The organism is Allokutzneria sp. NRRL B-24872 (genome assembly GCF_002155965.1).
Taxonomy (GTDB): Bacteria; Actinomycetota; Actinomycetes; order Mycobacteriales; family Pseudonocardiaceae; genus Allokutzneria.
Genome location: NZ_MUMH01000015.1, coordinates 42,873 through 62,960, shown reverse-complemented (window position 1 = coordinate 62,960; position 20,088 = coordinate 42,873). Strand labels below are relative to the sequence as shown.

Sequence of the window (20,088 nt, the reverse complement as noted above, 5' to 3'; positions counted from 1 at the left end):
GCCACCGCCGCGCTTGGGCCGTTCGGCCTATTGGCTTGCAAATGGTCTAAACCTATACGCTTTTGTCCGCCATAAGCTCGGAAACGTGTCCGGAATCGATTACAGGCGGCGGTGTCGTCTGTGTGATGTTGCGCGACCGGCTTACAACTCGCGGAGGGGACTACCGCTAACGCGGGTTCGTGTACTAGGTTCGTTTTCAGAACAAGCGCTTCGTAAATCTGTAAGCGCGAGTTCCCCACAGGCTCCCGTTGCACGCTGTGCACTGCGGGAACAGGCTGCGGGTCGGGCCGGTCAAGAATGGCGGCGGGATCGGCCCGACCCGCACCTCATTGCCTTCGGCGCCCCGGGTGGGCGCCTTTTTTGTGCGTGTGCAACTTTCACCGTGAATTGGGGAACCCCACTCGCGCGTGCGCGATCTGGTGAATCATTAACGGAAGTGTCGGTCAGCCGCGTTACCGTGGTCGCGTGTCGTCGGACTATCGCGAGTGGGCGCCGTCGCCGGAGCTCGCCGAGCACGTCCGGTGCCTGTGGGGCAGCCGGGTCGTCGGCGCGCGCCACCGCCAGCGCGTGATCCCCGACGGGTGTGTCGACCTGCTCTGGACGGACGGCGGGCTGCGCGTGGTCGGCCCGGACACGCAGTGGCGTGACGTGGACGCGTCCAACGGCAGCCGGACGGTGGCCGTGCGTCTGCGGCCCGGGGCGGCGAGGTTGTTGCTCGGCGACGTCGCGCCGCACGAACTCCAGGACACGACGACGGACCTGGCACAGCTGTGGGGGTCGAGCGCTGAGCGCCTGCTCGACGAAGCTTCGACCGGCTCGGTCGGTCCGGCACTGGAGCGGGCACTGCGCGAGCGGCTCCCGCGCTTCGGCGAGGTCGATCCGCTGGTCCACGCGCTCGTGGCGGAGTTCGACGCGGGGGCGGCTTCGCTGGCAGAGCTGGACCTCGGCATCACCGACCGGCAGCTGCGGCGGCGCGTGGTCGCGGCGGTGGGCTACGGCCCGAAAACGCTGCACCGGGTGCTTCGGCTGCAACGGACGCTGCGCATGGAAACCACGGGTGGGCTGGCCGGGCTGGCCGTCGCGGCGGGATTCGCCGACCAGGCCCACCTCTCGCGCGAGGTGCGCGCCCTGACCGGACGCACACCGAGCGCCTATTTGCCTCTGGAGAACAGGAACGCGAGCGTGGCGTAGAACAGCACGATCACCAGGCCCGTGCCCACCACGCGGTTGCGCCGGTTCGTCCGGCGCCGCTCCTTCACAACCGACATCGGATCTCCCCTGTTGAAGCGCGTTGCGAGCACTACCAACAGTAGGGATCGCGTGACCGCGCCGGGCGTCTGGGGCCTCGTGACGCCACGATCGGACCAGTCGCGCGCGGGTGGTAATGCGGGAGTGAAATTGTCCTGTGATCTGTCCTCTCGGCGCTGTTGACCGCTTTGTGGGGCCGACTTAGCGTGAGCGTGAATGTGACAACGTTGTCAGGTTGGTCGTCAGCTCGGGGAGGCTGTCGCATGTCCGCGCTCCGATTCTCTCGTCCAGGTCGAGCACTGGCCGCGTTCGCCGCGGCAGTCGCGCTGACCTCGTCCGTTGTCCCGGTCGCGAGTGCCGCGCCGGTCGCTGCTCTCGTCTCCGACCCGGTTTCACTCGTGAACACGTTCATCGGCTCCAAGGACGACGGGAACACCTTTCCCGGCGCCTCCATGCCATTCGGCAAGACGCAGATCAGTCCGATCGGCTCGCATTACTCCGGATGGCGCTACGACGACCCCAAGATCCACGGCTTCGGGCACCTCTTCCTCTCGGGCGCGGGCTGCTGGGAGCAGGGCGGCGTGCTGTCCGTGCTGCCGACCACCGGCTCCGTCGGGCCTGGCCCGCAGAACGCGTTCGACACGACCGTGCCCGCGACCTTCGACCACCACCGCTACGGCGCGCAGTACACGCACGCGGGCGAAGTGGGCACTGCCGGCTACTACAAGACCAGGCTCACCAGCTACGGCGGCATCGACGCCGAGACGACCGCGTCCACGCGCACCGGTGCGGAGCGCTACACCTTCACCGATCCCAGTAGTGCCAACGTGTTCGTGAACCTGGGCCAGGCCAACGACAAGCACAACGTCACGTCCAGCTCCGTGAAGGTCGTCGGTGACCGCACGCTCGAAGGCTCCATCGAGACGCTGAGCTTCTGCGGTGGCCGGAGGTACACGACGTGGTTCACCACGACGTTCGACCAGCCGTTCTCCGCGTTCGGCACGTGGAGCCCGCAAGGCGGTCAGCCCGGCAGCCGTGAGTCCTCCGGCGGCGTGGGGCTCCGTGGCGCGTGGCTCAACTTCGGTGCCCTTAAAGACAAGTCCGTCACCGCGACCACCGCTGTGTCTCATGTGGACATTGAGGGCGCGCGGAAGAACCTCGCGGCCGAAGGGCTCCGTCGTGACGGTGCGCCCCTGGGCTTCGACGAGCTGCGTGCGCGTGCAGAGCGGGCGTGGCGCGCCGAGCTGTCTCGCGTGCGAATCGGTGGCGGTAGCCGTGACGACCTCGTGGTCTTCTACACCGCGCTCTACCACGTGCTGTTGCAACCGCTGACCGGCAACGACCACGACGGTCGCTATCGCGGCTTCGACGACAAGATTCACACCGCGCGCGGTTGGACCTACTACGAGTACTACTCGCTGTGGGACACCTATAGGACGCAGAACCAGCTCGTAGCCATGTTCTGGCCGTCGCGCGCGAAGGACATCGCGCAGTCGTTGCTCGCCGTGCACCAACAGGGCGGCTGGCTGCCTCGGTGGGCCTACGCGAGCTTCGAGACGAACACCATGACCGGTGACCCCGTGACGCCGTACATGGTCGATCTGTGGCGGTTCGGCGCTTATAAGGGCAAGGAGCGCGAGGCGCTGGCCGCGTTGCTCCAGAACGCGAACGGTGTCCCGCCCGCCGCATCACAGTTCCAGGGGCGCGCGGGCAACCCGAACTACCTCGCGAACGGCTTCGTCGAGTACGACAAGCAGAAGCCCAAGAAGGGCATGGACATCGACCAGCACCACGGTGGCTCCGCGACCATGGAGTACGCGCTGGCTGACTGTTCGCTGTCCATCATGGCCGGAGCTCTCGGTGCGTCCACCGAAGCCGCGGCGCTCCGACAGCGCGGTCAGTCCTGGCGAAACGTTTGGGACTCCACGGTCACCGATCGCGGCTTCACCGGCTTCCCGCGTCCGAAGGTGCTCGGCGGCGCGTGGCACAGCGACCCCGGCAAGCCGTACACGCCCACTTCCGACCACGGCTTCCACGAGGGCACCGCGTGGCAGTACCAGTGGCTCGTGCAGCAGGACGTCAGCGGTGCCCTCAAAGCCATGGGCGGCAAGGAAGAGACCGGCAAGCGGCTCGACGCCTTCTTCGCCTACGACAAGCTCCTCGCCAATCACACCGAGGCCGTGCGCAAGGAGTGGGTCGTCGGGCCCTACGCGTATTACAACCAGTTCCGCTACAACCCCAACAACGAGCCCGACCTGCACGCGCCGTGGATGTACACGCTCATCGGCCAGCCGTGGAAGACCTCGACCGTCACGCGCGCCGCGCAGACACTGTTCACCAACGCGCCCAACGGGGTCACCGGCAACGACGACCTCGGCACCATGTCCGCGTGGTACGTGTTCAGCGCGCTCGGCATGTACCCGGCCGTCAACGGCACCGGCCAGCTCGTGCTGAGCAAGCCCCGGTTCCCCCTCGCCAGCATCCAGCTGGAGAACGGCAGACCGTTGGTGATCGCCGCACCTGGCGTCGACTCGGCGAAGAACCAGTTCATCGGCTCCGCACGGCTCGGCGCCCGCCAGCACGACAAGGTGTGGGTCGACTGGGACCAGCTCTCGCGCGGCCAGGTCCTCACCTACTCGCTCGCCGAGCGCGAGTCCACGTGGGGCACCACCCCCGCAGCCCTGCCAACCTCCCCCTGCTCCTCCTGACCGCTCGCGAATGCCGCGTTTGGTCCGTTGAACGTGCTGAACGAGTCATTGAGGTGGTTGAACGCACTGAATGACTCGTTCAGCACGTAAGCGGAGGTGGCGGGTCCTAGGACGGTCCCGGGCGGTCGGTGATCCGGGGCACGCTCCACACTGGTCTGGTCGATTCGTCCAGATCCCCAGGGAGCGCCCCGTGCTGTCCACTCCGGCAGGCAGGTTCCGGCTCATCGCGATCGCTGAGGCGTGCTCGTGGGTGGGGCTGCTCATCGGCATGCTCTTCGAGCACGTGCTGGAGGTGACCGACCTCGGCGTGAAGATCTTCGGCCCGGTGCACGGCGGGCTCTTCGTGATCTACGTGCTCGTGGCGTTCCTCGTGCGCAAGCCGCTCGGCTGGGACAACCGCACCCTGGTGTGGGCGCTGATCGCCTCGATCCCGCCCGCCGCGACGGTGTGGTTCGAGCGCTGGGCCGCGCGCACCGGCCGCATGGAGCCGGTCACCGTCTAGGACTCGAAGTCGCCGGTGGCCTTGCGCACCTTGGACAACAGCTCGGTCAGCTGCTCGGTTTGCCGCGAGGTGAGCCCGGCGAGGCCGAAGTTGGCGTCCGTGACCGCCTCGGTCGCGGCCTTCATCCGGGTCCGGCCGTCGTCGGTGATCGCCACCAGGGTGGTGCGCCGGTCGGTGGGGTGCGGCGCGCGCACCACCAGCCCGTCGGCCTCCAGCCGGTCGACGATGTTGGTCACGCTGGTCGGGTGCAGCTGCAACCGCTCGCCCATGACCCGCATCGGCAGACTGCCCTGGCGGGAGAAGGTCAGCAGCACCAGCGCCTCGTAGCGGGCGAAGGTGAGCCGGTGCGGGCGCAGCGCTCCGTCCACAGCGGACTGAACGATCTGCTGGACGCGCATCACACTGGTGACCGCGGCCATCGTCTCGGCCGGTCCTACGCGCTCGGCCCACAGTTCGGCGGCGCGCTCGATGGGATCGAACGGCAAGGATCGGCCTGTCATGGAAAGCCACGCTAGCAGCGCTGTACTGGTCAGTAGCGGATTGTTCGGTCAAAGGAGGAGGTCGACGTGCTCGTGTCCTTCAGCGTGAGCCCGCTCGGTGGGGAGTCCGACGGCGTCAGCGCGGCGGTCGCCGACGCGGTGCGGGTGGTGCGCGAATCGGGTCTGCCCAACGAGACCAGCTCGATGTTCACCACCGTCGAGGGCGAGAGCTGGGACGAGGTGATGGCCGTGGTGCGCCGCGCCGTCGAGGCGGTGCAGCGGCATGCCCCCAGGGTGAGCCTGGTGCTCAAGGCCGACATCCGACCGGGCTACACCGGGCAGCTCACCGCCAAGGTGGAGCGCGTTGAGGAGCACCTCCGCGACGTGTGACCGGAGCCACTGCCCGCGTCGTCCCGGTGGGTGGGATGGTCGGGGTGTGCTGAGCATCGGAACCGTTGAGGAGCGCCGTGCCGCGGCGCGCAGGCTGTGGTCGCTGTTCGAGAACTACCACGTCCTCACCTACTTCACCCCGGAGTCGCGCGCGGCGGCGGACGGCCTCGGCTGCAAGGGCGGCTGGATGGGCTACTTCGCCCAGCGCGCGGCGCCCTTCGGCGAGGCGAGCCCGGAGCTGGTGACCGCCACGTTCTACAGCTTCCCGCCGACGATGGTGCACCGGGCGCTGCCCGACGCGTGGGCGCTCGCCGCCCCGGAGACCTTCCTGGCGACGCGGCTGGCCGGGGTGGACGGCGCGCTGCGACGCCTGCTCGGCGAGGACCTGTTGTCCGGGCCGGTGATCGCGGAGCTGGCCGAGCTGGGCCGCGCCGCCGCGAGCGCCGCCCCGATCACCGGCCGCCCGCTCGCCGCGGCGAACGCGGCGCTGCCGTGGCCGGAACCGCCGCACCTCGCGCTGTGGCACGCGACCACGATCCTGCGCGAGTCCAGGGGAGACGGGCACATCGCCACCCTGGTCGCCGCCGGACTCGACCCGTGCGAGGCGCTGGTGGTCTACGCGGCCGACCACGAGGTGACCGGCGAGGCCATGCGCGGGTTCCGGCGCTGGACCGAGCAGGAGTGGCAGGAGGCGGTGGACCGGCTCACCGAGCGCGGCCTCGTCGACGGCGGCGAGCTCACCGCCGCTGGGCGCCAGGTGCGCGCGTGGTGCGAGGAGCGGACCGACGACGGCGCGATCCTGCCGTGGCTGGAGATCGGTGAGGACGCGACGCGGCGCTTCGCGGAGTTGATCACGCCGATCGCGCGCACCCTCGCCGAGGGCAACGAGGCCTTCCGCGCCAACCCGATGGCGCTGCACCTGGTGACGTGATTTTCCTTTGCCACCATGGCAAAACGTCGCCCAGAAGGGAACGTCAGGGGGTGGCGCTAGCGTGGCGTGTCCACATCGGACACGCCACGCGAAGGAGCCCTGATGGTCGACGAACCGGTGATCGACGAAGGCGGAGAAGCGCCCCGGAAAATACATAACCCCGGCGGCATGTCCCGAAGGACAGAGGCGACCGGGGTCTTCGTCGAAGACTCTACCGGAGCCGCCCGGTGATGACAAACCCCACCCTGAACGCACTGCTGGAGCAGCGGTTGTCGGCGGAGCGGCTGGCTCCCTACCGGGCGGTGTGCGGGGGAGACCTCGGCGCGGCACTGACGCTCTACGAGCAGAACGCCCGGATCAGCGCGGCCTTCTGGCGAACGCTCGGCCACGTCGAGGTGTTGGTGCGCAACGCGATGCACTCCGCGCTGGTCGACCGGAGCGGGCGCGCGGACTGGTACGTCCCCCTCGCGGGGCTGCTGACCGAGAAGGCGCAGAAGGACATCGCTTCGGCGCAGGCCAGGGTCGCCAGGAACGGGCGGACCGCGACCCCGGGCCGCGTGGTGGCGGAGCTGCCGTTCGGCTTCTGGCGGTACCTGCTCGCCGCCAGGTACGACCGCACGCTCTGGCGCACCTGCCTGAAGGACGCCTTCCCCGGGGCGTCAGGTCTTCGTCGCGAGGTGCACGACAAGGTCGCGGGGCTGCACGAGCTGCGGAACCGGATCGCGCACCACGAACCCGTGCACAACCGCCCGCTGCGCCGCCTGCGGGCGGACGCGCTGGTGGTCGCGGGGTGGATCTGCCCGTCATCGCGCGCGTGGGTCGGGGCCGGGTGCTGGGTCCCCGGCGCTGTCGGCGGCGTGTCAGGATGGAGGACGTGACAAGGCCAGATCGACGTCAGAACGCCGCCCTCTCCGCCGCGCTCGCCGGCGCCGTGGACCTCTCGGCGGTCAAGGCGCGGGCGGAGGCCACCTCCCGCCAGCAGAGCCGTCCGGCCGCCCCTTCTGCGCCCGGCTCCGCGCCCGCCGCCTCCGGCGAGTGGGTCGTCGAGGTCAGCGAGGCGACCTTCCAGCAGGACGTGCTCGAACGCTCCCTGCAGGTGCCGGTCATCGTGGACCTGCGCGCGAGCTGGAGCGAGGAGAGCCAGCAGCTGTCCCCGGTCCTGCAGCGGCTCTCCTCGGAGAGCAACGGGACCTGGGTCCTCGCCAGCGTCGACATCGACGCCAACCCGCGCATCGCGCAGGCCTTCGGCGTGCAGTCGGTGCCGATGACCGTCGCCATCGCGGGCGGCCAGGTCCTGGACGGCATTCCCGGACTGCAGCCGGAGCCGCAGCTGCGCCAGTGGATCGGCTCCCTGATCGAGGCGCTGCGCGACCGTCTCCCCGGCATCAAGGCCGCCGAGGAGCGCGCCGCCGCCGGTGGTGGTGCCGCCGAGGCCGAGCAGCCCGAGGACCCCCGCTTCACCGAGGCCGAGGACGCCTTCGAGCGGGGCGACTACGCCGCCGCCGAGGCCGCCTACGAGCAGATCCTCTCCGTCGAGCCCGCGAACGAGGACGCCAAGGCCGCGCTCGCGCAGGTGCGTTTCACCGCGCGCGCTGAGCAGGCCGGCTCGGGTGCGGTCGCCACGGCGGACGCGAACCCCGACGACGTCGACGCGCAGCTCACCGCCGCCGACGTGGAGATCGCCGAGCAGCGGGTCGACGAGGCGTTCGCGCGGCTGATCGAGACCGTGCGCCGCACCGCGGGCGAGGACCGCGACCGCGCGCGCCAGCACCTGGTCGGACTCTTCGAGCTCTTCCCCGCTGACGACCAGCGGGTCGCGCTGGCGCGCCGCAACCTGGCCAGCGCCCTGTTCTGACGCTCATGACAGTGGGGCCGGGTGCGCCCGGCCCCACTGTCTAGCGGAAGTCCTCGGTGCAGGCGGAGATGCCGTCGAGGAAGCCGACGTGGAAGGCCTCGACCCGCGCGAAGCCGGACGGCACGCCCTTCCCGTTGACGTCGGCCGCCATCCCCGTGTTCTCGGTGAGCAGCTGGGTGATCGCCTCGTCCAGGTCGCCGGGGGAGATCCGCAGCGTTCCGACGGGGTTGCGGCCGCCGTACGGGCGCTGGAGCAGGCTGCCCGCCCAGTTGCCGACCATGCACGCGGTGCGCAGCCCGGCCACCTCGCCGGTCAGCTTCATCCCGACGGCCTTCTGCACGGAGAGCACGTAGCGCGAGGCGATCTCGCCGAACGCCGCGAAGTCGCCGATCGCGCGGGCGCGTTCTTGCTTCGCGGGCGCCTTGCCGAGCTGGGCCAGCCGTTCCATGTCCAGCGCGACGGTGTTGCTGCTCTCGCAGTAGGTCGCCGCCGCTCCCGCCGCCGCCGCGCAGGAACCGCCGAAGGTGATCTCGGGCGGAGCGGCTCCGGTGTCCTTGTGGACGGCCTGGAGGTTCTCCACGATCGCCTTCACGGTCTGCTCGTTGACCGGCAGGTTGCCCTTGGTGTCGTCCTGCTTGGCGAAGGTGTACTCGGTGATCCGCGCGTCGATGTCCTTGGCGTCCATGGCCGCGCAGCGCTTCGGGCCCTGGCCGAAGCCGAACTGGAACGCGGTGACCCGGTCGAAGGCGTTGCCGTGCGCGCCGCGCTTGGTGTAGGAGGAGCCGACCGAGTCGCGCAGCGCGAACATGGCGCCGAGCACCTTGCTCAGGCCCTCGCCGGTGGAGACCTCGAAGTGCTCGGCCTTGCCCTCGGCGACGTGCCGGAAGAACGCGCCGGTGAAGCAGTCCGCCTGCTGCTCGGCGATGATCGTCGGCATGCCGAGCTTGGTGACGCCGCTGCGGTGGCCGACGGCGTGGCCGACCTCGTGCGCGAGCACGGCGACCACGGCCATCGGGCCGTAGTTGGTGCTCAGCATCGGCAGCAGGCCGCCCCGGTCCCACGCGATGAGGTCCTCGGACGGACAGAAGAACGCGTTCTCCACGCCGGCGGTGTTGCTCTTGCACAGCACCATGTTCTTGCCGCCGGAGTCCCACGACGCGAGCCTGCGCAGCGGCTCGTAGGGCTTGCCGAAGGTGAGCGGGAACTGCTCGAGCCAGTACCTCTGCACGTCGGTGACGGCGTTGCTGGCCAGTCGGTCCATGACGCCGTCGTCGGCGTTCTCCACGGTGATCTGGGCGTCCGCCACGCCCGAGCGGGGGCCGCTGGCGCCCTCGGTGACCTTCAGGCCGGCAGCGCTGCCGGGGTCGACGACCGCGCCGACGCGCTTGGCCTCGCCCCTGATCACCGTTGTGCAGCCGGCTGCCAGCAGCAGCGCCGCCACCAGCGCCGTGACCCGCACCGCTCTCCGTCGAGCCGCCCCCATCAGCACGTGCGTACTCCTTCGCCCACCCGCGGATTCGGCCGAACGCGGCCGACGCCGCCAAACCGTACCGTCCGACGGGCCGCGCTGGCCGCGTACTCACCGACTGGGGGGCGCTCGCTCCTTGCGGAGGGGGAGCGGGGTGGATTCCGTGCCGCCCTGCACAGCACGGAATCCACCCCGCCGGGGTCCGGAGTCAGCTCTCCGGAGGAACGCGAGAAACTACTGGAACTCCACGCTGGTGCTCTGCACGCCGAACTTGCACTCGAATCCGTCGCTGCCGGGCCCCGTGTGCCAGCCGCCGGTGTAGTCGGTCTGCGTGGAACAGGCCACGTGCAGGCGCCACATCTGTTCGGTCGCTGCTGCTCCCGAGCCCGCGCACTTCGTGCCGCCGTAGGTGTTGAACCATTCGTTGACGCACTTCAGCCCGTTCATGGACTGGTCGGTCCTCCCGGACTTGGCAACGCCGTTCTCCGCGAGGGCGCTGGGGGAGGCACCCAGGAGGATCGCGGCGGCGACACCTGCGGCGAACACCGTCCTCACTGCCTTGCTCATCGTCGCCCCATTTCTTCCGAGAAAGTCAGTGAATTGATTCATGTTGACCGTGTGGTGAAATATTAAATGTCGCCAAGAATTGTCGTCAATGTGAACAAGAACTGTTTGATGAGTGTTTTGGTCGTGCATGAAAAGCCGTGGTGAGAAATGTGAAACTGAAACTGTTTCTCCGGGTTCTCAGCCGATGCCGCACGCCTTGGCGCCGCCGAGGACGCCGGAGCGGAACGCCGCGAGGCGGTCGAAGCCGGAGGCGATCCCGGCGCCCGCGACATCGCGCGAGCCGTAGTCGTAGCCCAGCAGCACCTGCACGGCCTCGTCCAGGTCGCCGGGTGCGAGCGCCGCGCTGCCGTCAGCCCCGCGCGAGGCCGCGTCGCTGTAGGCGCCCGCGAGGCAGAGCGCGCCGCGACCGGCTCCGGCGCCGCCGACGCCGCGGCCGAGCGCGGCCATCGCGGCCAGGCCGTACCTGGCTGCCAGGAGGGCGCCGACCGCGTAGTCGCCGATCTGCTCGTGCAGCCGCTGCGGCTCACCCCTGCCGTCGAGCCGGATCGCGTGCTCGGCGACGCAGAAGGACGCGGGCCCCTGACCGCCGCAGCTCGCTCCCGCCCCGGTGTTCGGCTTGCTCCACTGACCGCCGTTGCGCCGAACCAGCCCGCCGAACCAGCCGTCGAGTCCGGAGCTGATCGCCTCCACCGACTGCTGGTAGCTCCGCGCGGGTCGGCTCACGGCGCTCTCGCTGACCGTGAACCTGCGGTTCTGCACCGTCATGTCCGCGCAGCGCCGCGGTCCCTCCGCGTACCCGTCCTGCATCGCGGACGCGCGGTCGAAGGCGTTGCCGTGCGTCGCTTCGTCGACGTCAACCGTGTCGATCGGATCGCGCAGCACCGTGAGCACACCCATCGCACTGTCCACATCGGACTGCGTCACGCGCAGCCGTGGCGCTTTGCCGGCCACCGCCCAGCGCAGTGTCGCTCCGGCGAAGCAGTCGGCCATCGCCTCCGTGAGGATCGTCGGGTAGCGCTCCGGCTGCTTGCGCTGTTCCTCCGCGCCGATGCCCGCGCGGTGGTGCACCGCGTGCCCGATCTCGTGCGCCAGCACCAGCAGTACCGCCGCACCCGAGTACTTCGCGTTCAGCACGGGGAACAACGCGGCGCGGTCCCACACCACGGAGTCCACACTCGCGCAGTACAGCGCGTTGCCTTCGAGTTCGCTGGTGTGCGAGGTGCACGGCGGCGGCTTCCCGGCCTGTTCATTGCTGTCCACGGAGTAGAAGCCGTTGATCGGCTGCCACGGTTTGCCGAACGTGGGCTCGAAGTTTTCGCGCCAGTACTGCTGCACGTCGGTGACCACCGTCGCGGCGAGCTGGTCGATCTCACCGTGATCCGTGCCGTTGACGAAGCCCGGGTCCACTGTGTCCTTGGTGATGCCCGTGCGCGCGACAGGCTCTCCGGGAACCGCAGTGGTGCAGGCGGCGAGCACGCAGAACGCGCCGATCCCGCACAGGGCACGGCGGAGCGCTCTGTTGTCGAACATGCCCACCCGGTCAGCCTTCCGCATCACCGCGCGCGCCGCAGCGAAGTCCAGCGCATTAGGTGGTTCCAGTCGTTAAAGGTTAAGCACCTAACCTTCAACGACCCGCTCGTCCGTGCAAGGTTACGGCGGATCTACTCGCCGCTCTCCAACAGCTCCGGGGCGGCTTCGAGGTCCGGGGTGTCGGGGACCGCGAGGACGTCGGGGGTCAGCAGCAGCACTCCGGACGGCGGGAGCTGGAGCACGGCGGAGTGGGTGCGGCCGTGCCACGGCTTGGCCTCCGCGCGCACGGAGCCGAGGTTGCCGACACCGGAACCGCCGTAGCTCTCGGCGTCGGTGTTGACCGCCTCGCGCCACATGCCGCCATGGGGCAGGCCGACGCGGTAGTTGAGGTGCGGGCCGCCGGAGAAGTTGGCGACGCACACCACGGGCTCGGCGCCGTCGGCGAGCCGGACGAAGCTGAGCACGTTGCCACCGGAGTCGTTGGCGTCGATCCACGAGAAGCCCTCTGGCGAGGTGTCCTTCGCGTACATCGCGGGCGCGGAGCGGTAGAAGGCGTTGAGGTCGCCCATGAGCGCGGCGATCCCGCCGTGCAGCCGCTCGCCGAGCAGGTGCCAGTCCAGCGAACGGGATTCGGCCCACTCCTGGACCTGACCGAACTCCCCGCCCATGAACAGCAGCTTCTTGCCGGGGTGGGCCCACATGTAGGCGAGCAGCGCGCGGAGGTTCGCGGCCTTGTTCCAGTCGTCGCCCGGCATCCGGCCCCACAGCGAGCCCTTGCCGTGCACGACCTCGTCGTGCGACAGCGGCAGCGTGTAGTTCTCGCTCCACGCGTACATCAGCGAGAACGTCATCTCGTTGTGGTGGTAGGAGCGGTGGATCGGCTCGCGCGCGAGGTAGTGCAGCGCGTCGTGCATCCAGCCCATGTTCCACTTGAAGCCGAAACCGAGGCCACCGAGGTGCGTGGGCCGCGTGACACCGGGCCACGCCGTGGACTCCTCGGCGATCATCATCACGCCGGGGTGTCTCTTGTAGACGGTCGCGTTCAGCTCCTGGAGGAACCGCACCGCGTCGAGGTTCTCCCGCCCACCGTGGACGTTGGGCAGCCACTCGCCCTCGTTGCGCGAGTAGTCGAGGTAGAGCATCGAGGCGACCGCGTCCACGCGCAGGCCGTCGACGTGGAACTCCTCCAGCCAGTACAGCGCGTTCGCGACGAGGAAGTTGCGGACCTCGCTGCGCCCGAAGTCGAACACGAGCGTGCCCCAGTCCGGCTGCTCGCCACGTCGCGGGTCGGCGTGCTCGTACAGCGGTGTGCCGTCGAAGCGCGCGAGCGCCCACGAGTCCTTGGGGAAGTGCGCGGGCACCCAGTCCACGATCACGCCGATGCCGCGCGAGTGCAGGTGGTCGACGAAGTAGCGGAAGTCGTCCGGGGAACCGAAGCGCGCGGTCGGCGCGTAGTAGGAGGTGACCTGGTAACCCCAGGAGCCGCCGAAGGGGTGCTCGGCGACGGGCAGCAGTTCGACGTGGGTGAAGCCGGTCTCGGCGACGTAGTTCGCCAGCTGTTCGGCCAGTTCCCGGTATCCGAGGCCGGGACGCCACGAGCCGAGGTGCACCTCGTAGACGCTCATCGGCGCGCTCGACCAGTCGGTGACGTCGCGCTCGGCGATCCACGCGGTGTCGGTCCACTCGTGGATGGACTCCGTGACGACGGAAGCGGTCTGCGGCGGCACTTCGGTGGCGAAGGCCATCGGGTCGGCCTTCTCGTGCCAGTTGCCGTCCTTGCCGAGGATGCGGAACTTGTACCTGGTGCCCGCGAGCACTCCGGGCAGGAAGATCTCCCACACGCCGGAGGAGCCGAGCGAGCGCATCGGTGTCGCGACGCCGCTCCAGCCGTCGAAGTCGCCGCACACGCGCACGCCCTGCGCGCTCGGCGCCCACACCGCGAAGGACGTGCCAGCGACCGTGCCGCTCGGGGTGTCGTAGCTGTGCGGGCGCGCACCGAGCACTTCCCACAGTCGTTCGTGACGACCCTCGCCGATCAGGTGCAGGTCGAGTTCGCCCAGCGTTGGCAGCCAGCGGAACGGGTCGTCGGAGATGTCCACGTGCTCGCCGTAGCGCACCTGCAACTGATAGTCCCCGGGCGGCGCGTCGACCAGACCCGAGAACAGCCCACCGTGGTGCACCTTGTTGAGGCGGTGCTTCTCCCCATCAACGACGACGTGGACCTCGTCGGCGTGCGGGCGCAGCACGCGGACCGCGGTGCCCTTCTGGTGCGCGTGTGCGCCGAGCACCGAGTGGGGGTCGTGGTGTGCCCCGCCGAGTAGCCGGTTGATCTCGTCCGTGCTGGGTGCGCTTGCGTCGGGCATGGTCACGTCTACGGGCTTCCCGTTCGCTAGGAGTAGTAATCAGGAGTGCCGTGGGTGCACGGACATCTTAGAGCGGCACCGGTCGTCGGTCAGGGCCGAAAAGTCAGCGTTGATCTTGGTGCTCGGGAGAGGGTGGGGCGTACCCGCACCGTGCACGACGAAAGGACCTAGTAGATGTCTTCCCTGATGCGGCGTGCCGCCGTCACCGCGGCCGTTGTCGGAGCCGCCGCAGTCGCCCCAGTGCTCACCAGCGGGACCGCGCTCGCCGCGAAGGCGCCGTCGTGCATCTCCATCACCGCGGAGCCGGTCGGCTGGATCACCCAGACCTACCACCTGCACAGCAGCTGCAAGTCGAAGACTTATAAGGCGTTCGCGGTGTTCAGCAGCGCCGTGGGCCCGTGCCTGACCCTGAAGCCCGGCGCGGACTCGGGCGGCTTCAAAATCGCCAGGACCGCCGACTTCAAGCGCATCGACCTGTGCTGAGCCGGTGACCGCGTGTCGGCCGGGCGCACCTGTCGCCCGGCCGAGCACCGGTGTCACGAGCCGGTGATGCGTGCGATCGACGACAGCGGCACCGCGAGCCACTCCGGGCGGTTCCCGTGCTCATAAGCGACCTCGTACACCGCCTTGTCCAACTCCAACGCCCGCAGCAGCACGGCGTGCTCGCGCGGGTCCGCGGCCTTCTCGGCGTAGCCCGCGCAGAACGCGTCGCGGTTGCGCCGAGCCCACTCCAGCGCGCGCTCGGTGAGCTGGTCCTCGGAACCGCCCGGGTAACCCACGAGCAACTGGTGCGCCGCGTAGTCGAAGGACCGCAGCATCCCCGCGACATCCCGCAACGGCGAACGCAGCGACAGCCGTTCGGCCGCGGGCGCGGCGGGCTCGCCCTCGAAGTCGATCAGCACCCACCCGTGCGCGGTCCGCAGCACTTGGCCGAGGTGAAGATCGCCGTGGATGTGTTGCACAGCAATTGGACTGGTCAGCTCACGAGCCGCCTCGAACGCGGAACGCAGCCCGTGCTCGTGCGCGCTCAGCTCGGGGACGGCAGCGAGCACGGCGTCGAGTCGGCGCTGCATCGCGTCGACTGTGGACTCCAGCAGCTCGCGGCCTTCGGAGCCGCTGCCGAGCGCTTCCGCGAGGTCGGCGTGCACCTCGGCGACGGACTGACCGAGCCTGCGCGCCTCGCCCGCGAAGTCGCCGCCGACGTCCTCGGGGTGCTTCTCGCCCCCCGCCATCAAATCGCGCACGCTCGCGGTCGCCATCGCCCAGCCGTCCGCAGCGGCGGGCAGGAAGCGTTGCAGCATCCCAAAAGTGACGTCATCGCCGTCCACAGAGCCCTGGATGGCACCGAGCGGTTCCGCGATGTGCTCGCACTGCTGTCTCTGCAGCGCGCGGTGCAGCGTCAGGTCGGGATTGGTGCCCGTCACGAGCTTGCGGAAGAGCTTGAGGATGTAGTGGTGCCCGTAGACCAGCGAGGTGTTGGACTGCTCCGCGCCGACCGGCCTGCTCTTGAGCGCGCTCTCCAGTTGCGCGCCGGCCTCGTGCTGGAAGTCCAGCCCGGCCAGGGACTCCCCGCGCGCGATGAGGTCGAGCAGTAAGCCGGTCAGCTCGGTGTCCTGCGTGGCGTCGTAGCAGGCGAGCTGCGCCCGCGTGCCGATCCAGGCGTGCCCGAGGTGTTCCGGCAGTTCGGTGCGCAGGCCGATCAGCAGCTGGTAGCGGTCGGAGCTGCCGTTCTGGCGCACCTCGATCACCGAGTGCACCAGGGCGGGATCACCGTCCACAAGGGACACAGCTTGGACGGGAGCGACCGACTCGACGGCCCTGTCCTTCCCGGCGAACCAGCGCTGCGTCGGCAGCCACTCCTTCAGCGCGTCGGCGAGTTCGGTGATCACCTCGGTCGGTGAGGAGGTCACGGAGCCTCTCCCTCGTCGGTGGCGGGTGTCAGCTGGAACCAGTAGAAACCGTGGCCCGGCAAGGTCAGCAGGTACGGCAGTTCGCCGATCGCGGGGAAGCGCACGCCGCCGGTCAGCTCGACCGGGACATAGCCCTCGAACTCGCCGAGGTGCAGTTCCACCGGCTGCGGGAACCGCGAGAGGTTGTTGACGCACACGACAACGTCATTGCTGTCGTTGTCGTCCTCGCTCGTGGAGTACGTGCGGATGTAGGCCAGGATGCTCGGGTTCGACGAGCCCAGCTCGGTGAAGTCGCCGAGGCCGAACGCCGGGTGCTGCTTGCGCACCTCGATCATCCTGCGTGTCCAGTGCAGCAGCGAGGAGTTGTTGTTCAGGTGCGCCTCGACGTTGACGGCCTGGTAGCCGTACACCGGGTCGGCGTTCACCGGCAGGTAGATCCGGTTCGGGTCGCAGCTGGAGAAGCCCGCGTTGCGGTCCGGCGTCCACTGCATCGGTGTGCGCACGCCGTCCCGGTCACCGAGCCAGATGTTGTCGCCCATGCCGATCTCGTCGCCGTAGTACAGCACCGGTGAGCCCGGCAGCGACAACAGCATCGCGTTGAACAGCTCCTGCTGGTTGCGGTCGTTCTCCAGCAGCGGGGCGAGGCGCCTGCGGATGCCGATGTTGGCCTTCATCCGCGGGTCCTTGGCGTACTCGGCGTACATGTAGTCGCGCTCGTCGTCGGTGACCATCTCCAACGTGAGCTCGTCGTGGTTGCGCAGGAAGATGCCCCACTGGCAGCCGTCCGGGATCGCGGGCGTCTGCGCCAGGATCTCCGAGATGGGGAAGCGGTTCTCCCGCCGCACGGCCATGAAGATGCGCGGCATCAACGGGAAGTGGAAGGCCATGTGGCACTCGTCGCCGCCGACCTCCTCGTCACCGAAGTAGGCCACCACGTCCGAGGGCCACTGGTTCGCCTCGGCCAGCAGCACGCGACCGGGGAACTCGTCGTCGACGACCTTGCGGCACTTCTTCAGGAACTCGTGCGTGCGCGGCAGGTTCTCGCAGTTGGTGCCCTCCTCCTCGAAGAGGTACGGCACCGCGTCCAGCCGGAACCCGTCGATGCCCAGGTCCAGCCAGAACCGGAGCACGTCCAGCATGGCTTCCTGGACCTCGGGGTTCTCGTAGTTGAGGTCCGGCTGGTGGGAGAAGAAGCGGTGCCAGTAGAACTGCCCGCGCACCGGGTCGTAGGTCCAGTTCGACGTCTCGGTGTCGACGAAGATGATGCGCGCGTCCGGGTAGCCCTGGTCGCTGTCGCTCCACACGTAGAAGTCGCCGTACGGCCCGTCCGGGTCGCTGCGCGAGGCCTGGAACCACGGGTGCGCGTCCGAGGTGTGGTTGAGCACCAGGTCGGTGATCACGCGGATACCGCGCCGGTGCGCCTCGTCGAGCACGTAGACGAAGTCGTCCACCGTGCCGAAGTCCGGCAGCACGGCGCGGAAGTCGCTGATGTCGTACCCGCCGTCGCGCAAGGGCGAGGCGTAGAACGGCGGCAGCCACAGACAGTCCACGCCGAGCCATTGCAGGTAGTCCATCCGCGACGCGAGCCCGCGGAGGTCACCGGTGCCGTCGCTGCTCGAATCCGCGAACGCGCGCACCAGCACCTCGTAGAACACCGCGCGCTTGAACCAGTCCGCGTCCTCCGGCGCTTGGCGAGCGTGGCGGAAGTCCTCCGCCTGCGGCTCTATCAGGTGTCCGTCGGAGGTGACGCCCTCTCCCGTGTGCGGTATGCCTTCGAGCCCCAGTGCCGCGTCGGGCTTGATCTCCCCAGTAGAGCCGTTCATCGCACCACCTAGCGTCAGCGTCGTTCGACCGCCACGATGTGGGCCACCGCGCGGTGAGGCTCCAGCCTCACGAAATTCGCCTGGCCCCAGTCCCATGTCTCCCCAGTGACCTCGTCGCGCGCGGTGAACCGCTCCGTCCAGTCCATACCCAACAGGGGTAGGTCCAACCACAACGTGCCTTCTTGGCCGTTGTTCGGATCGAGGTTCACCACGACCACGACGGTGTCCCCAGTGGCCGGATCGGACTTGGAGTAGGCGATCAGGGCGTCGTTGTCGACGTGGTGGAAGCGCAGCGTGCGCAGCCTGCTCAGCGCCGGGCGCGCGCGGCGGACCTCGTTCAGCCTGCGCAGCCACGGTTCCAGTGAGCGGCCTTCGCGCAGCGCGGCGTCGAAGTCCCTCGGGCGCAGCTCGTACTTCTCCGAGTCCAGGTACTCCTCGCTGCCCTCGCGCACCGCCTGGTGCTCGAAGAGCTCGTAGCCGGAGTACACGCCCCAACTGGGAGACAGTGTCGCCGCGAGCGCCGCGCGCACCGCGAACGTGCCGGGGCCGCCGTGCTGCAACGACGCGTGCAGGATGTCCGGGGTGTTGACGAACAGGTTCGGCGTGCCGTCGTCGGCGTGCGCCACCAGCTCGTTGCCGAACTCGATGATCTCCTGCTTGTGCGTGCGCCACGTGAAGTACGTGTAGTACTGCGTGAACCCGCGCTTGGCCAGACCGAACATGCGCGCGGGGCGCGTGAAGGCCTCGGACAGGAACAGCACGTCCGGATGGGTCTCCTTGACCTTCCAGATCAGCCAGTTCCAGAAGTCCGGTGGCTTGGTGTGCGGGTTGTCGACTCGGAAGATCCGCACACCGGCCTCGGCCCAGTGCAGCACCACGCGCAGCGTCTCCGCGTAGAGGCCCTCGGGGTCTCTGTCGAAGTTCAGCGGGTAGATGTCCTGGTATTTCTTCGGCGGGTTCTCCGCGTAGGCGATCGTGCCGTCCGGCAGCACCGTGAACCACTCCGGGTGCTCGGCGACCCACGGGTGGTCCGGCGCGCACTGGAGCGCGAAGTCCAGCGCGACCTCCATGCCCAGCTCGCTCGCGCGCGCGACGAAGCCCTTGAAGTCCTCCATCGTGCCCAGGTCCGGGTGCACGGCGTCGTGACCGCCCTCGGCCGCGCCGATCGCCCACGGTGAGCCGACGTCGGTCGGTCCCGGAGTGAGGGTGTTGTTGCGCCCCTTGCGGTTCTCGCGGCCGACCGGGTGGATCGGCGGCAGGTACACCACGTCGAAGCCCATCGCGGCGACTCGGTCCAGCGCCTTGGACGCCGTGGCGAAGGTGCCGTGCACGGGGTTGCCCGCCGTGTCCACGCCGCCCGTGGAGCGCGGGAAGAACTCGTACCAGGAGCTGAAGCGCGCGCGCTCGCGGTCCACCCACACGCGCTGCGGCTTGCCCTTGGTGACCAGTTCGCGCACGGGGAACTGGTGCATGATCCGGCGCACGGGCTCCGAGAGCGCGACAGCGATGCGTTCGGCGACCGGGCGGTCCGTGTCGCGCAACGACTGCGCGGCGATGGTCAGCAGCTCGCGGTCGTTGCGGCGGTCCGGCCTGCGCGAGACGCGGTCGATGAGGCGCGCGCCGATCTCCAGGTCGTTCGCCAGCTCCCCGGCGCCCTGTCCGGCGGCCACCTTGACCTCGATCGCGTGCAGCCAGGTCGCCCACGGGTCCGACCACGCGTCCACGCGGAAGGTCCACTGCCCCGGGCTGTCCGGCACGATCGCCGCGCTGTACTCGTCGAGGCCGCCGCCGAGGTGGGTCATCCGCGTCTGCCGCGCGACCCTGTCGTCCGGCCCGCGCCACGCGACGGTGGCCGCGACCGCGTCGTGGCCCTCCCGCCAGACGGTGGCTTGGATCGGGATGTGTTCCCCCACAACGGCTTTCGCCGGATCGCGTCCGCAGGAGATGACTGGGGAGACATCGTCGATACCGAGCCGACCGCTCACCGGCAACGCCCTCTCGCAGTAGTTCAGGTCCGATTGTCAGTGCCGTCCTGGCGCAAGTCTGCCTGATTCGATCCAGTTGGCCGACCCCAGGTCCGGGGTGACCCTGTGACGGGGGTGCCCGGAGATCGCCGAGTTCACGCACCATGATGCGGGTTACCTAGACGTAGTCCCATCCGGGCGAGCACTTCGACCCGAACGGCGGAGCCCGCTGCTCCACCCCGCCGCACCCTCCCGCTTCACTTTCCACCCCGTCAACCCATCGCCCCCGCTCGCGCCGCCGGGGCGTCGTACTCGATGTGACATTCCTGGGCGCGGCGCCGTGGGATCGC

At 69.2% G+C, this 20,088-nt stretch carries 16 protein-coding genes; 8 read left to right on the top strand and 8 right to left on the bottom strand.

Going from position 1 to position 20,088, the window contains the following annotated elements:
• Window positions 1–465 precede the first annotated feature (465 nt).
• The 3 genes from CCN37_RS03890 (at window position 466) to CCN37_RS03880 (ending at window position 4,458) form a co-directional block, all read left to right on the top strand.
• A complete protein-coding gene (locus tag CCN37_RS03890) occupies window positions 466–1,191 on the top strand; it encodes a helix-turn-helix domain-containing protein (RefSeq protein WP_086819233.1) in 726 nt (241 codons plus the stop codon).
• Window positions 1,192–1,511: 320 nt separating this feature from the next.
• Entirely contained in the window at window positions 1,512–3,956 is a 2,445-nt protein-coding gene (locus tag CCN37_RS03885; protein WP_086819232.1) for a GH92 family glycosyl hydrolase, read from the top strand.
• A 190-nt stretch (window positions 3,957–4,146) separates the two neighbouring features.
• Window positions 4,147–4,458 (top strand): DUF3817 domain-containing protein, encoded by a 312-nt coding sequence (locus tag CCN37_RS03880; RefSeq protein WP_086819231.1) that lies wholly within the window; start codon window positions 4,147–4,149, stop codon window positions 4,456–4,458.
• On the opposite strand, the gene CCN37_RS03875 is transcribed toward CCN37_RS03880, so the two are convergent.
• Window positions 4,455–4,958, bottom strand: a complete 504-nt coding sequence (locus tag CCN37_RS03875) for a MarR family winged helix-turn-helix transcriptional regulator (protein ID WP_086819230.1) — start codon at window positions 4,956–4,958, stop codon at window positions 4,455–4,457. The genes CCN37_RS03880 and CCN37_RS03875 overlap by 4 nt on opposite strands.
• A gap of 66 nt (window positions 4,959–5,024) precedes the next feature.
• On the opposite strand from CCN37_RS03875, the gene CCN37_RS03870 reads away from it, so the two are divergent.
• The 4 genes from CCN37_RS03870 (at window position 5,025) to CCN37_RS03855 (ending at window position 8,113) form a co-directional block, all read left to right on the top strand.
• A complete protein-coding gene (locus CCN37_RS03870) occupies window positions 5,025–5,327 on the top strand; it encodes an MTH1187 family thiamine-binding protein (protein WP_086819229.1) in 303 nt (100 codons plus the stop codon).
• Window positions 5,328–5,373: 46 nt separating this feature from the next.
• A complete protein-coding gene (locus CCN37_RS03865; protein ID WP_246842802.1) occupies window positions 5,374–6,258 on the top strand; it encodes a hypothetical protein in 885 nt (294 codons plus the stop codon).
• Between the two features lie 230 nt (window positions 6,259–6,488).
• Complete coding sequence (locus tag CCN37_RS03860) at window positions 6,489–7,136, top strand: hypothetical protein (protein WP_086819321.1); 648 nt, start codon at window positions 6,489–6,491, stop codon at window positions 7,134–7,136.
• A complete protein-coding gene (locus CCN37_RS03855) occupies window positions 7,133–8,113 on the top strand; it encodes a tetratricopeptide repeat protein (protein WP_371503588.1) in 981 nt (326 codons plus the stop codon). Before CCN37_RS03860 ends, CCN37_RS03855 begins: the two co-directional genes overlap by 4 nt.
• 40 nt (window positions 8,114–8,153) lie before the next feature.
• Here the strand turns inward: CCN37_RS03855 and CCN37_RS03850 are convergent, their stop codons facing one another.
• The 4 genes from CCN37_RS03850 to glgB form a co-directional block, all read right to left on the bottom strand.
• A complete protein-coding gene (locus CCN37_RS03850) occupies window positions 8,154–9,596 on the bottom strand; it encodes an aminopeptidase (RefSeq protein ID WP_086819320.1) in 1,443 nt (480 codons plus the stop codon).
• A gap of 219 nt (window positions 9,597–9,815) precedes the next feature.
• On the bottom strand, window positions 9,816–10,148 hold the full coding sequence (locus CCN37_RS03845) for a hypothetical protein (RefSeq protein WP_143261414.1): 333 nt from the start codon (window positions 10,146–10,148) through the stop codon (window positions 9,816–9,818).
• A gap of 177 nt (window positions 10,149–10,325) precedes the next feature.
• The gene (locus tag CCN37_RS03840) at window positions 10,326–11,678 is read right to left on the bottom strand and encodes a neutral zinc metallopeptidase (protein ID WP_086819319.1); all 1,353 of its coding nucleotides are present in this window, start codon (window positions 11,676–11,678) and stop codon (window positions 10,326–10,328) included.
• A 131-nt stretch (window positions 11,679–11,809) separates the two neighbouring features.
• Window positions 11,810–14,041, bottom strand: a complete 2,232-nt coding sequence (gene glgB, locus CCN37_RS03835) for a 1,4-alpha-glucan branching protein GlgB (protein WP_086819318.1) — start codon at window positions 14,039–14,041, stop codon at window positions 11,810–11,812.
• Window positions 14,042–14,215: 174 nt separating this feature from the next.
• Between glgB and CCN37_RS03830 the strand changes: the two genes are divergently transcribed.
• A complete protein-coding gene (locus CCN37_RS03830; RefSeq protein ID WP_086819226.1) occupies window positions 14,216–14,524 on the top strand; it encodes a hypothetical protein in 309 nt (102 codons plus the stop codon).
• Window positions 14,525–14,577: 53 nt separating this feature from the next.
• Here CCN37_RS03830 and CCN37_RS03825 read toward each other — a convergent pair whose 3' ends face one another.
• The 3 genes from CCN37_RS03825 to CCN37_RS03815 are packed head-to-tail and all read right to left on the bottom strand — an operon-like array spanning window position 14,578 to window position 19,759.
• Complete coding sequence (locus tag CCN37_RS03825) at window positions 14,578–15,951, bottom strand: phosphotransferase (protein WP_086819225.1); 1,374 nt, start codon at window positions 15,949–15,951, stop codon at window positions 14,578–14,580.
• Window positions 15,948–17,774, bottom strand: coding sequence for a maltose alpha-D-glucosyltransferase (gene treS / locus CCN37_RS03820; protein ID WP_086819224.1), 1,827 nt, complete (start codon window positions 17,772–17,774; stop codon window positions 15,948–15,950). The genes CCN37_RS03825 and treS overlap by 4 nt, the downstream gene beginning before the upstream one ends.
• Window positions 17,775–17,788: 14 nt before the next feature.
• The gene (locus CCN37_RS03815) at window positions 17,789–19,759 is read right to left on the bottom strand and encodes an alpha-1,4-glucan--maltose-1-phosphate maltosyltransferase (protein WP_086819223.1); all 1,971 of its coding nucleotides are present in this window, start codon (window positions 19,757–19,759) and stop codon (window positions 17,789–17,791) included.
• Between the last annotated feature and the right edge of the window lie 329 nt (window positions 19,760–20,088).